The organism is Burkholderia theae (genome assembly GCF_048565265.1).
Lineage (GTDB): Bacteria > Pseudomonadota > Gammaproteobacteria > Burkholderiales > Burkholderiaceae > Burkholderia > Burkholderia theae.
Genome location: NZ_CP183461.1, coordinates 789,468 through 801,908, shown reverse-complemented (window position 1 = coordinate 801,908; position 12,441 = coordinate 789,468). Strand labels below are relative to the sequence as shown.

Here is a 12,441-nt window from a genome sequence, read left to right as displayed (position 1 = left end):
GCGGGCGCCGCCGCGCTCAGTGCGCGAGCGTCACGAGATTCGCATCGCGCACGAGCTGCCAGCGGCCGTCGGCCTTGCGGAAGATCGTCAGCGTATGCCCCGAACGGCGGATCGTGTCGCCGCCCGGCGGTGTCGCGTCGATTTCGAGGAAATTGCGCATGTACGCCCAGTCGCTCATCACGCGCAGTTCGTCGATCCGGTAGCGGCCGTCGACCTTCGGCGCGTGCTCCGCACCCGCGTTCGCATCACGCGATGCCGCCGCGAACGCCGCCTTGTCGAACGGCGGCTTGCCGGCCACCATGAAGATCGCGTCGTCGGCGATCAGGTCGAGCACGGTCGCCAGATCGCCGCGCCGGCTCGACACGAACCAGTTTTCCACGAGCTCGCGGATCGCGCGTTCGTCTTCGGTCATCGTCGTCCCTCCTTCATCGGCGCCGCGCGGCGCCCGAAAAAAAAGCCGCCCGGATCGACTCCGGGCGGCTTTTCCTGCTGCATCTGCTGCGGGCGGCGCGTCAGACCACGACCGTCTGCGCCTCGCCTTCGCGGGTCGCACGCACGGTGCCGATCTTCCACACTTGTTCACCGGCGGCGGTCAGGTCGGCGATCGCTGCGTCGGCATCGGCCGCCGCGACGATCACGGCCATGCCGATCCCGCAGTTGAACACGCGGTGCATTTCCGCGTCGGCGACGCCGCCGTGCTCCTGCAGCCACTTGAACAGCGGCGGCAGCGGCCATGCGTTCTGGTCGAGCTCGGCGGTGAGGCCTTCGCGCAGCACGCGCGGAATGTTCTCGACGAGGCCGCCGCCCGTGATGTGCGCCATGCCCTTCACCGACAGCTTCTGCATCAGTGCGAGCAGCGGCTTCACGTAGATGCGCGTCGGTGCCATCAGCGCGTCGGCGAGCGAACGTCCGTGGAAATCGGCCGACAGGTCCGGGTTTGCACGCTCGATGATCTTGCGCACGAGCGAGAAGCCGTTCGAGTGGATGCCGCTCGATGCGAGGCCCAGCACCACGTCGCCTTCGGCGATCGTGCTGCCGTCGATGATCTTGCTCTTCTCGACCGCGCCGACTGCGAAGCCGGCCAGGTCGTATTCGCCGTCCGGGTACATGCCCGGCATTTCGGCCGTTTCACCGCCGATCAGCGCGCAGCCCGACAGTTCGCAGCCTTGCGCGATGCCCTTGACGACCGTCGCGGCCGTGTCGACGTCGAGCTTGCCGCACGCGAAGTAGTCGAGGAAGAACAGCGGCTCGGCGCCCTGCACGAGGATGTCGTTCACGCTCATCGCGACGAGATCCTGGCCGACGGTGTCGTGTTTGTTCAGATGAAACGCCAGCTTGAGCTTGGTGCCCACGCCGTCGGTGCCCGACACGAGCACGGGCTCGCGATACTTCTTCGGCACTTCGAACAGCGCGCCGAACCCGCCGATGCCGCCGAGCACGCCGTCGCGCAGGGTTTTCTTCGCAAAAGGCTTGATCTTGTCGATGAGCGCGTCGCCCGCGTCGATGTCGACGCCTGCGTCGCGATAGGACAGACCCTGAGCGTCAGGAGCGGATTTCGGAGGATTCATGGGGGAATGCGAGAAGGTCGGTAAAATGCGATTTTACCCGAAGCCGGCCGGTTGGCCGGAATTCCCAGCACCGAATCGTCAGGGATTGCATCTTGGTCAACACGTCCCCGTTTTCAACGCCCAGCGAACCGCGCCGAAACCGGCACGGCGCCGTGCGTACGGTCGCGCGTGCAGCCAGCGGAGCCGCATTCCCCGGCGCGTGCCCGGCGTACGGCACGCGTTTTTTCAACCGACCCGCATTGTGACTGTTGTGTCCCGTCAACTGACGCTCGATCTCGGCACGCCGCCGCCCGCCACGTTCGACAACTTCATCATGAACGAGGAGAACGACGAGCTCATCTCGCGCCTGCAGAAGCTCGACCTCGCGCTCGCGGCGGGCCCCGTGCCGGACCGTTCGTTCTACATCTGGGGCGAGCCCGGCAGCGGCCGCACCCACCTGCTGCAGGCGCTCGTGAGCGACGCGTCGTACGGCTATGCGCGCTATCTGACGCCGCAGAGCCCGCTCGGCGCGTTCACCTTCGACCCGCGCATCGGCATCTACGCGATCGACGACTGCGACCGGATGACCGACACGCAGCAGGTCGCGCTGTTCAACCTGTTCAACGAGGTCCGCGCGCATCCGTCGAGCGCGTTCGTCGCGGCGGGCCCCGCGGCGCCGCTCGCGCTCGACGTGCGCGAGGATCTCCGCACGCGCCTCGGCTGGGGGCTCGTGTTCCACCTGTCGCCGCCGTCCGACGCCGGCAAGATCGCCGTGCTCAAGCTCGCCGCGAAGGAGCGCGGGATCGCGCTCACCGACGACATCGCCGCCTACCTGCTGACCCATTTCCGCCGCGACATGCCGAGCCTGATGGCGCTGCTCGACGCGCTCGACCGCTTCTCGCTCGAGCAGAAACGCGCCGTCACGCTGCCGTTGCTGCGCCGAATGCTGGCGCGTCCCGGCGACGACATCACACCACCGGGCACGGGCCCGAACCGCTTCGAGTAAAATGCGCTTCCATGACTAATCTGGCACTCTTTGACCTCGATCACACGCTGATCCCGACCGATAGCGACCACGAATGGGGTCGCTTCATGGTGAAGCTCGGCATCGTCGACGCGGAAAGCTTCTCGCGTCAGAACGATCAGTTCTTCGCCGACTACAAGGCCGGCAAGCTCGACATCCACGCGTACCTCACGGCGATGCTCACGCCGCTCGCGAAGTATTCGCGCGCGCAGCTCGCCGACTGGCACGAGCAATACATGTACGAGGTGATCCGTCCCGCGATGACGCCCGCCGCGCTCGAGCTGGTGCGCAAGCACCTCGATGCGGGCGACCTGTGCTGCGTCGTGACGGCCACCAACGAATTCATCACGCGCCCGATCGCCACCGCATTCGGCGTCGACACGCTGATCGCGTGCGAGGTCGAAACGACCGACGGGCATCCCGATTCACCGTACACGGGCCGGCCGACCGGCACGCCGAGCTATCGCGAAGGCAAGATCGTGCGTACCGAGGCGTGGCTCGCGTCACTCGGCAAGCACTGGGACGACTTCGCGCACAGCTATTTCTACAGCGACTCGCACAACGACATCCCGTTGCTCGAGAAAGTCACCGACCCGATCGCGACCAACCCTGACGACACGCTGCGCGCGCATGCAAGCAACCGCGGCTGGCGTATCCTCGATCTCTTCTGAACGTCGTGATCAAAAAATTCATTCGCAAGCTGCTCGGTCAGGACGAATCCGAGCAAACACCTCCCGCAGCGGCCCCGGCCGACGAAGCGGCCCCTGCTGCCCCGCGCCCCTCGAAGGGCACCCGCGGCGGCGGCGCGAAAAAACCGCGCAGCAACCATGAGCCGACCATCGTGCCGGCCAGCGTGCACGGGATCGATCCATCGCTGATCTCGAAGAATGCCGTGCGCGTGACCGACACGCTGCAGCAGGCGGGTTTTCGTGCGTTCATCGTCGGCGGCGCGGTGCGCGACCTGCTGTTCGGCATCGCGCCGAAGGACTTCGACGTCGCGACCGACGCGACGCCGACCGAGGTGCAGCGCCTGTTCCGCCGCGCGCGCCTGATCGGCCGCCGCTTCCAGATCGTCCACGTGCAGTTCGGCCAGGAACTGATCGAGGTGTCGACGTTCCGCGCGCTGGTCGACGCGCCGCCCGAGGCTGCCGCCGCGGCCGAGCCGCCGAAGCGCCTGAAGCGCGACGAACTCGATCGCCGCACGCACGCGGTCGACGCGAGCGGCCGCGTGCTGCGCGACAACGTGTGGGGCGAGCAGCATGAAGATGCCGCGCGCCGCGACTTCACGATCAACGCGATGTACTATGACCCGTCGACGCAGACGGTGCTCGATTACCACGACGGGATGGCCGACATGCGCGCCCGCCTGTTGCGGATGATCGGCGACCCGGCTACCCGGTTCCGCGAGGATCCGGTGCGGATGCTGCGCGTCGTGCGCTTCGCGGCGAAGCTCGGTTTCGAGATCGAGCCGCATACGCGCGAGCCGATCAACGCGCTGGCCGACCTGATCAACAACGTGCCGGCCGCACGCCTGTTCGACGAAATGCTGAAGCTGCTGCTGTCGGGCCACGCGCTCGCGTGCCTGACGCGGCTGCGCAAGGAAGGCCTGCACCACGGGCTGCTGCCGCTCCTCGACGTCGTGCTCGAACAGCCGCAAGGCGAGAAGTTCATCACGCTCGCGCTGAACAACACCGATGCGCGCGTGCGCGCCGGCAAGCCGGTGTCGCCGGGCTTCCTGTTCGCGACGCTGCTGTGGCACGACATGCGCCAGCGCTTCGAGCAATACACGGCCGAAGGCGAAATCCCGGTGCCGGCGCTCCATCGCGCGATGGACGACGTGCTCGACATGCAGACCGAGAAACTCGCGATCCACAAGCGTTATTCGGCCGACATGCGCGAGATCTGGGGCTTGCAGTTGCGCCTCGAAAAACGCTCGGGCCGCAGCGCGATGAGGCTGCTGGAACACCAAAGGTTTAGAGCGGGGTATGATTTCCTCCTGTTACGCTGCGAATCCGGCGAGCTCGATGCGGATGTCGGACAGTGGTGGACGGATTTCATCGAAGGCGACGCGGCCGCTCGCGAGGCATTGCTCACGCAAGGCGGCTCGAAGGAAAAATCGCCCCGCAAGCGGCGCCGCCGCGGCGGCGTGCGAAACCGCAAGCCGGGTGAAGGTGCCGCCGAGCAGGCACCGGACACCGCGGGCGGTTCCGACGATTGACGCGCTCGTCGGCGAACGACGTAGGAAGTGATGCCATGACGGTTGCATATATCGGACTGGGGGCGAATCTCGGCGATGCGCGCCAGACCCTGAAGGACGCGGTGGTGTGCCTCGCGCAGCAGCGCACCATCTCGATCCTCGGCAAATCGAGCCTGTATCGCACGGCGCCCTTCGAAGCGGGCGGCGACGATTACTACAACTGCGTCGTCAAGCTCGACACGACGCTCTCGGCCCGTGAGCTGCTGGCGCTCTGCCAGAAGATCGAACATCACTTCGGGCGCGAGCGCCCGTATCGCAACGCGCCGCGCACGCTCGATCTCGACATCCTGCTGTTCGGCGCCGACTCGATCGACGAACCCGACCTGATCGTCCCGCACCCGCGCCTCACCGACCGCGCGTTCGCGCTCGTGCCGCTCGTCGAGATCGATCCGGCGCTCGATATCCCCGCGCGCGGCCGTGCCGACGCCTTTCTCGCCGCCGTCGCGGACCAGCGCGTCGAGAAGGTGCAGACCTGCCAGTGCCTGATGCAGAAGGCGCTCGCGGCCGGCGAAGACACCGACAAGAACCGCTGCCGATGAACTCGACTCCGCTGACCGTCACCGCGCCCGACTTGCGCGCCCCGCACCGCTATCTCGTGATCGAAGGCCCGATCGGCGTCGGCAAGACGTCGCTCGCGCGCCTGCTCGCCGAGCGCTGGTCGATGCAGACGCTGCTCGAACGCCCGCAGGACAACCTGTTCCTCGAACGCTTCTATCGCGACACCGCGCGCTACGCGCTGCCCGTGCAGCTGTCGTTCGCGCTGCAGCGCGCGCAGCAGGCGCGCGAGCTGATCGGTGCACTCGAAACGGGCCGCCCCGTCGTCGCCGATTTCATGCCGCAGAAGAACGACATCTTCGCGCGGCTGAACCTGCCGGAAGACGAATGGCAGCTCTATCGCTCGGTCGCGACGCACGTGGACGTGCCGCAGGCGCCGTCGCCCGACCTCGTCGTCTATCTGCAGGCCAGCCCCGAAGTGCTGTTCTCGCGCATCCAGAAGCGCGGGCTGCCGATGGAGCTGCAGATCAGCGACGCGTACCTGCGCTCGCTCGTCGACGCGTACAACGAATTCTTCTACCACTACGACCGCACCCCGGTGCTGACGGTCGCCGCGGAACACCTGAACCCGCTGGACTCCCCCGAAGACCTTGCCCTGCTGGTCGAGCGCATCGAGACGATGCGCGGCCGCAAGGAATTCTTCGTCAAGGGCGAGACGACGCGCTGACGCGTCCCGCCTGACGTTCTTCACCTATCGACCCGGATTTCCCCATGACCTATCTCCAGGAATCGAGCCGGCCTGCCGTGACGGTACCCAAGCTGCAGGCAATGCGCGACGCCGGCGAGAAGATCGCGATGCTCACCTGCTACGACGCGAGCTTTTCCGCGCTGCTCGATCGCGCGGGCACCGACGTGCTGCTGATCGGCGATTCGCTCGGCAACGTGCTGCAGGGCCACACGACCACGCTGCCGGTGTCGCTCGACGACATCGCATATCACACGGCCTGTGTCGCACGCGCGCAGCCGCGCGCGCTCGTCGTCGCCGATCTGCCGTTCGGCACGTACGGCACGCCGGCCGAGGCATTCGCGAACTCGGTCAAGCTGATGCGCGCGGGCGCGCAGATGGTCAAGCTCGAAGGCGGCGAATGGCTGGCCGATACGATCCGCTTCCTCGTCGAACGCTCGGTGCCCGTGTGCGCGCACCTCGGCCTCACGCCGCAATCGGTGCATGCGTTCGGCGGCTTCAAGGTGCAGGGCAAGACCGAAGCGGGCGCCGCGCAGCTGCTGCGCGATGCGCGCGCGATCGAGGACGCGGGCGCGCAGCTCGTCGTGCTTGAAGCGGTGCCGACGCTCGTCGCGTCCGAAGTCACGCACATGCTGAAGATTCCGACGATCGGCATCGGCGCGGGCGTCGACTGCTCGGGGCAGGTGCTCGTGCTGCACGACATGCTCGGCGTTTTCCCCGGCAAGCGGCCGCGCTTCGTGAAGGACTTCATGCAGGGTCAGCCGAACATCCAGGCGGCCGTCGAAGCCTACGTGAGCGCGGTGAAGGACCACACGTTCCCCGGGCCGGAACACTCGTTCTGACGCGGGGCTGGCGGCGGGTTCGCCGGCATCTGGATGTGAAAAAGCGCGGCACCCTTTGCGGGGCGCCGCGCTTTTTGTTTGCACGCAGCATCGGTGAAACGCTTCGCGGCACCGGCGCAAGCGCGATGCCCGATCCGTCACGTCATCACTTCAATACCGCGTCGAGCGCGCCACGCAACGCATTGGTCAGCAGCAGCGCCTGCGCGCGTGCAAGATCGTCACAGGTCACGACGCGCTCCGTCGCACCGAACGCGCGATCGTCGAGCAGCACGCCGCGCATCACGCCCGGCAGCACGCCGGACGCCAGCGGCGGCGTCACCCACTGACCGTCGAGTTTCACGAACAGGTTCGTGCGCCCGCCTTCCGTCACCTCGCCGCGCTCGTTGACGAACAGCATGTCGAAACCGCCGAGCGCCTCCGCCGCCTGCCACGCGCGGTCGTATTCGGCACGGCGCGTGGTCTTGTGCAGCAGCAGCGCATCGCTCGCGCGGGTCGGCGCGAAGCCGTGCGCCGACGCCAGCAGCACGCCGACCGGCCCCGCCGGCAACGGCTTGAGCGGCGCCGCAACGATCTCGACCGTGCCGTCCTTCGCAAGCGAGAGCTTCATTCGGTAGGCCCCGTCGCCATCGAGCGCCGCGCAGCGCACGTCGATCTCGCGGCGCAACGCATCGGCGTCGAAGCGGAAGCCGAGCGTATCCGCGCTGCGCTGCAGCCGCGCAAGATGACGATCGAGATGCCGGATGCCGTCCGCTCGCGTGGCGGCGGTCGTTTCGAACAACTGGAAGCCGGGATCGGCGTCCGTCAGGAATCGCGCTTTCAATTCGCACTCCGCATATTCGTCGGCCGCGACGCTGTCGAGCACGATACCCGCACCAACGCCCATCGTGCCCCGGCGCCGGCCGGCAGTTGCCGTTGCCGGATCGCGTGCTTCGAATTCCGTGCCGGCCGCATCAAGCGTCAACGTACGGATCGCGACCGACAGGCAGAAATCGCCGCAACCTGCCGCACGCTCGTCGCGCGCGACGGAATCGGCGCCATCCGGCGGCGCGTCGAGCCAGCCGATCGCGCCCGTATAGAGCCCGCGCGGCGTCGTCTCGATCGCGTCAATCAGCTGCATCGTCCGGTACTTCGGCGCGCCCGTGATCGATCCGCACGGAAACAGCGCGCGCAGCATCTGCGCGAACGTCGTGCCGGCGCGCCAGCCGGCCTCGACCGTCGACGTCATCTGCCACACCGACGCATACGGCTCGACGGAGAACAGCGCCGGCACGCGGACCGTACCGGTGCGCGCGATCCGCGACACGTCGTTGCGCAGCAGGTCGACGATCATCACGTTTTCCGCGCGGTTCTTCGGATCGCTCGCGAGGAACGCGGCAGCCGCCGCATCTTCGCGGGGATCAACCGAACGCGGCGCGGTGCCCTTCATCGGCCGTGCGCGCAGCACGTCGCCGTGCTTCTCGACGAACAGCTCGGGCGAGCACGACACGACCCACGCGCCGCCGGGCAGCGCGATCAGCGCGCCGTACCGCACCGGCTGGCGCGCGCGCAGCCGCCGGTACAGCGCGAGCGGCGTGCCGAACACGTCGAAATTCAGCCGGTACGTGTAGTTGATCTGATACGAATCGCCCGCGCGCAGCGCGTCGTGCACCGCGTCGATCGCCGCGTCGAACGCATCGCGCGACACGCTCTTCGCGACATGCGCGACGCCCGCGATCGACGGCGTGCCGCCGCCGTCCTGCTGCGCGAGCCATGCGTCGACTTCGTCGCGCGACAGGCGCTCGCAACGCGCGTACAACAAAAAGCGCAGCGGGGCATCGCCCGGCTGCGCTCGTTGCAGGTTGCGTCCGAATGCGTAATCGCCGACGACGACCGCATGCAGCCCGTCGCGCAGATCCTGCGCAACCGCCGCGTCGACTTCGTCGAGCCGCGCCGGGTCCGTGCACACGCGTTCGTGCACGAAACCCGAATACAAACGACTCGACCGCGCGGACGCGGTCGAGTCGCAATCGTCCAAGAGCGCGAACGACGCGCTCTCGTTACCTTCAGTCATGCTGTTACTCGAAGAAGCTCTTCACCCGGTCGAACCAGCTCTTGCTCTGCGGGCTGTGACGCGCGCCGCCCTCGGCCAGCGACTTCTCGAACTGCTTGAGCAGGTCGCGCTGGTGGTCGGTCAGCTTCACGGGCGTCTCGACCTGCACATGCACGTACAGATCGCCCGCGATGCTCGAACGCAGCCCCTTGATACCCTTGCCGCGCAGGCGGAACGTCTTGCCCGACTGCGTGCCTTCCGGCACCGGGAACGACGCACGGCCGGCCAGCGTCGGCACCTCGATCTCGCCGCCGAGCGCGGCGGTCGTGAACGGGATCGGCATCTGGCAGTGGAGATCGTCGCCGTCGCGCTCGAACACCGAGTGCGGCTTGATGTGGATCTCGACATACAGGTCGCCCGGCGGCCCGCCGTTGATGCCCGGCTCGCCGTTGCCGGCCGAGCGGATCCGCATCCCGTCGTCGATCCCGGCCGGGATCTTCACTTCGAGCGTCTTGGTTTCCTTCACCTTGCCCGACCCGTGGCAGTGCACGCACGGCTCGGGGATGTAGGTGCCGGTGCCATGGCACTTCGGGCAGGTCTGCTGGATGCTGAAGAAGCCCTGCGACATGCGCACCGTGCCCTGGCCATGACAGGTCGGGCAGGTTTCCGGCTTCGTGCCGGGCTTCGCGCCCGACCCGTGGCAGACCTCGCACGACACCCAGCTCGGCACGCGAATTTGCGTGTCGTAGCCGTGCGCGGCCTGCTCGAGCGTGATTTCCATGCTGTAGCGCAGGTCGGCGCCGCGATACACCTGCGGGCCGCCGCGGCCGCCGCGTGCGGCGCCGCCCGCGGCCTGGCCGAAGATGTCGCCGAAGATGTCGCCGAACGCATCCGCGAAGCCGCCGAAGCCCTGTGCGCCCGCACCACCCATGTTCGGATCGACGCCCGCGTGGCCGTACTGGTCGTACGCGGCCCGCTTCTGGCTGTCCGACAGCATTTCATAGGCTTCCTTCACCTCCTTGAAATGCTCTTCCGCATCCTTGCTGTCCGGATTACGGTCAGGGTGATACTTCATCGCAAGCTTGCGATATGCCTTCTTGATTTCGTCGTCGCCCGCATTCTTCGCGACGCCCAGAACCTCGTAGTAATCCCGTTTCGCCATATCGATTCACTGTGCCGCCACGCATCGCGCACGCGGCGGCTCCTTTCGCCTGCAGTAAAGTCTCTCGACTCGTCTGGCGCTGCAGCCGTCCGCGGACGGCTCGCGCAGCACCCGCCAAAAAACAAATGTGCCCGGAGGGCCGCGAAGCCCGCCAGGCGTGGAGTCGATCCGGCCATCCGGAAGGAAAGACAGACCGCTTTTCAGCCGCTGGTCAGTCGCGCCGCGCGCGTTTCCGCGCGCGGCGTGCGGTGCCATTGCAACCCGGCTTAGTCCTTCTTCACTTCCTTGAACTCGGCGTCGACGACGTCGTCGGCAGCCTGCTGCGCGCCACCCGCGTGGGCCGCACCTTCCGCTGCACCAGCGCCGGCGGCAGCACCCGCCTGCTGAGCCTGCATGTCGGCGTACATCTTCTCGCCGAGCTTCTGCGAGACCTTGCCGAGCTCCTCGACCTTCGCGTCGATCGTTGCCTTGTCGGCCGACGTGTCCTTCAGCACTTCCTCGAGCGACTTCAGCGACGCTTCGATCGCTTCCTTCTCGCCCGCGTCCAGCTTGTCGCCGTACTCGGTGAGCGCCTTCTTCGTGCTGTGGACCAGCGCGTCGCCCTGGTTGCGCGAATCGGCCAGCTCGCGCAGCTTGTGGTCTTCCGCTGCGTTCGCTTCCGCGTCCTTGATCATCTGGTCGATTTCAGCCTCGGACAGACCCGAGTTGGCCTTGATCGTGATCCTGTTTTCCTTGCCGGTCGCCTTGTCCTTCGCGCCGACGTGCAGGATGCCGTTCGCGTCGATGTCGAAGCTCACTTCGATCTGCGGCACGCCGCGCGGTGCGGGCGGGATGCCTTCGAGGTTGAACTCGCCGAGCAGCTTGTTGCCGGCCGCCATTTCGCGTTCGCCCTGGAACACCTTGATCGTCACGGCGCCCTGGTTGTCGTCCGCCGTCGAATACACTTGCGCGTGCTTCGTCGGGATCGTCGTGTTCTTGCTGATCATCTTCGTCATCACGCCGCCGAGCGTCTCGATGCCGAGCGACAGCGGGGTCACGTCGAGCAGCAGCACGTCCTTGCGGTCGCCCGACAGGACCTGGCCCTGGATCGCCGCGCCAACCGCGACGGCTTCGTCCGGGTTCACGTCACGACGCGGATCCTTGCCGAAGAACTCCTTCACCTTCTCCAGGACCTTCGGCATGCGGGTCTGGCCGCCGACCAGAATCACGTCGTCGATGTCCGACACCTTGACGCCTGCGTCCTTGATCGCGATGCGGCACGGTTCGATCGTGCGCTCGACGAGGTCCTCGACCAGCGCTTCCAGCTTCGCGCGGGTGATCTTCAGGTTCAAGTGCTTCGGGCCCGACGCGTCCGCCGTGATGTACGGCAGGTTGATTTCGGTCTGCTGGCTCGACGACAGCTCGATCTTCGCCTTTTCAGCAGCTTCCTTCAGGCGTTGCAGCGCGAGCACGTCCTTCGACAGGTCGACGCCCTGCTCCTTCTTGAACTCGCCGATGATGTAATCGATGATGCGCTGGTCGAAATCTTCGCCGCCGAGGAACGTGTCGCCGTTGGTCGACAGCACTTCGAACTGCATTTCGCCGTCGACGTCCGCGATCTCGATGATCGACACGTCGAACGTACCGCCGCCGAGGTCATACACGGCGATCTTGCGGTCGCCCTTCTCGACCTTGTCGAGGCCGAACGCGAGCGCAGCTGCCGTCGGCTCGTTGATGATCCGCTTGACTTCGAGGCCCGCGATGCGGCCGGCGTCCTTGGTCGCCTGGCGCTGGCTGTCGTTGAAGTACGCCGGCACCGTGATCACGGCTTCCGTGACCGGCTCGCCGAGGTAGTCTTCGGCCGTCTTCTTCATCTTGCGCAGCACTTCCGCCGAAACCTGCGGCGGCGCGAGCTTTTCGCCGTGCGCTTCGACCCATGCATCGCCGTTGTCGGCTTTGACGATGCTGTACGGCATCAGGCCGATGTCCTTCTGGACTTCCTTCTCTTCGAAGCGGCGGCCGATCAGGCGCTTCACCGCGAACAGCGTGTTCTTCGGGTTGGTCACCGACTGACGCTTGGCCGGCGCGCCGACGAGCACTTCGTTGTCGTCCATGTAGGCGATGATCGACGGCGTGGTGCGCGTGCCTTCCGAGTTCTCGATGACCTTGACCTGGTTGCCTTCCATGATGGCGACGCACGAGTTCGTGGTGCCGAGGTCAATACCGATGATCTTTCCCATTTTTTCCTAATCTCCAGAAATGCTTGATTGCTGCGCGAAACGCCGCGTTTTTGGGCGGTTTCACGCGCCAGAATTCAACTCTGCTCCCGACATGCGTCCGTCCGGCCCGTTTTCAAGACCC

Annotated in this window: 11 protein-coding genes; 6 read left to right on the top strand and 5 right to left on the bottom strand. The window is 66.6% G+C overall.

The genetic code is table 11. From position 1 onward, the window contains the following. Positions 1-16 precede the first annotated feature (16 nt). Together ACN22W_RS03775 and purM are read right to left on the bottom strand one after the other, a co-directional pair. Entirely contained in the window at positions 17-412 is a 396-nt protein-coding gene (locus tag ACN22W_RS03775; protein WP_419686290.1) for a YybH family protein, read from the bottom strand. A 100-nt stretch (positions 413-512) separates the two neighbouring features. Beyond that, positions 513-1,568 carry a phosphoribosylformylglycinamidine cyclo-ligase gene (purM, locus tag ACN22W_RS03770; RefSeq protein ID WP_034182804.1) on the bottom strand — a complete coding sequence of 352 codons (1,056 nt, stop codon included), beginning with the start codon at positions 1,566-1,568 and terminating at the stop codon, positions 513-515. Positions 1,569-1,818: 250 nt separating this feature from the next. Between purM and hda the strand changes: the two genes are divergently transcribed. From hda to panB, 6 genes are read left to right on the top strand one after another with little or no spacing between them, the layout of a single operon-like run. Beyond that, entirely contained in the window at positions 1,819-2,553 is a 735-nt protein-coding gene (hda, locus tag ACN22W_RS03765; protein WP_319022249.1) for a DnaA regulatory inactivator Hda, read from the top strand. Positions 2,554-2,564: 11 nt separating this feature from the next. Further along, complete coding sequence (locus ACN22W_RS03760; protein ID WP_419686288.1) at positions 2,565-3,242, top strand: HAD family hydrolase; 678 nt, start codon at positions 2,565-2,567, stop codon at positions 3,240-3,242. A gap of 5 nt (positions 3,243-3,247) precedes the next feature. Next, a complete protein-coding gene (gene pcnB / locus ACN22W_RS03755; protein WP_193097670.1) occupies positions 3,248-4,789 on the top strand; it encodes a polynucleotide adenylyltransferase PcnB in 1,542 nt (513 codons plus the stop codon). A gap of 35 nt (positions 4,790-4,824) precedes the next feature. Continuing rightward, positions 4,825-5,367, top strand: coding sequence for a 2-amino-4-hydroxy-6-hydroxymethyldihydropteridine diphosphokinase (folK, locus tag ACN22W_RS03750; RefSeq protein WP_048242923.1), 543 nt, complete (start codon positions 4,825-4,827; stop codon positions 5,365-5,367). Next, positions 5,364-6,050, top strand: coding sequence for a deoxynucleoside kinase (locus tag ACN22W_RS03745; RefSeq protein WP_419686287.1), 687 nt, complete (start codon positions 5,364-5,366; stop codon positions 6,048-6,050). Before folK ends, ACN22W_RS03745 begins: the two co-directional genes overlap by 4 nt. Positions 6,051-6,094: 44 nt before the next feature. Next, positions 6,095-6,910, top strand: a complete 816-nt coding sequence (panB, locus tag ACN22W_RS03740) for a 3-methyl-2-oxobutanoate hydroxymethyltransferase (protein WP_419686285.1) — start codon at positions 6,095-6,097, stop codon at positions 6,908-6,910. Between the two features lie 145 nt (positions 6,911-7,055). Here the strand turns inward: panB and ACN22W_RS03735 are convergent, their stop codons facing one another. The 3 genes from ACN22W_RS03735 to dnaK form a co-directional block, all read right to left on the bottom strand. Further along, the gene (locus ACN22W_RS03735) at positions 7,056-8,960 is read right to left on the bottom strand and encodes a chorismate-binding protein (RefSeq protein ID WP_419686283.1); all 1,905 of its coding nucleotides are present in this window, start codon (positions 8,958-8,960) and stop codon (positions 7,056-7,058) included. Between the two features lie 4 nt (positions 8,961-8,964). After that, positions 8,965-10,101, bottom strand: a complete 1,137-nt coding sequence (dnaJ, locus tag ACN22W_RS03730) for a molecular chaperone DnaJ (RefSeq protein WP_129513771.1) — start codon at positions 10,099-10,101, stop codon at positions 8,965-8,967. A gap of 266 nt (positions 10,102-10,367) precedes the next feature. Next, on the bottom strand, positions 10,368-12,320 hold the full coding sequence (gene dnaK / locus ACN22W_RS03725) for a molecular chaperone DnaK (protein ID WP_193097668.1): 1,953 nt from the start codon (positions 12,318-12,320) through the stop codon (positions 10,368-10,370). Between the last annotated feature and the right edge of the window lie 121 nt (positions 12,321-12,441).

Coding starts and splice junctions, on each gene's coding strand:
- ACN22W_RS03775 (WP_419686290.1), bottom strand. CDS start 412: ATGACCGAAGACGAACGCGCGATCCGCGAGCTCGTGGAAAACTGGTTC.
- purM (WP_034182804.1), bottom strand. CDS start 1,568: ATGAATCCTCCGAAATCCGCTCCTGACGCTCAGGGTCTGTCCTATCGC.
- ACN22W_RS03760 (WP_419686288.1), top strand. CDS start 2,565: ATGACTAATCTGGCACTCTTTGACCTCGATCACACGCTGATCCCGACC.
- folK (WP_048242923.1), top strand. CDS start 4,825: ATGACGGTTGCATATATCGGACTGGGGGCGAATCTCGGCGATGCGCGC.
- ACN22W_RS03745 (WP_419686287.1), top strand. CDS start 5,364: ATGAACTCGACTCCGCTGACCGTCACCGCGCCCGACTTGCGCGCCCCG.
- panB (WP_419686285.1), top strand. CDS start 6,095: ATGACCTATCTCCAGGAATCGAGCCGGCCTGCCGTGACGGTACCCAAG.
- ACN22W_RS03735 (WP_419686283.1), bottom strand. CDS start 8,960: ATGACTGAAGGTAACGAGAGCGCGTCGTTCGCGCTCTTGGACGATTGC.
- dnaJ (WP_129513771.1), bottom strand. CDS start 10,101: ATGGCGAAACGGGATTACTACGAGGTTCTGGGCGTCGCGAAGAATGCG.
- dnaK (WP_193097668.1), bottom strand. CDS start 12,320: ATGGGAAAGATCATCGGTATTGACCTCGGCACCACGAACTCGTGCGTC.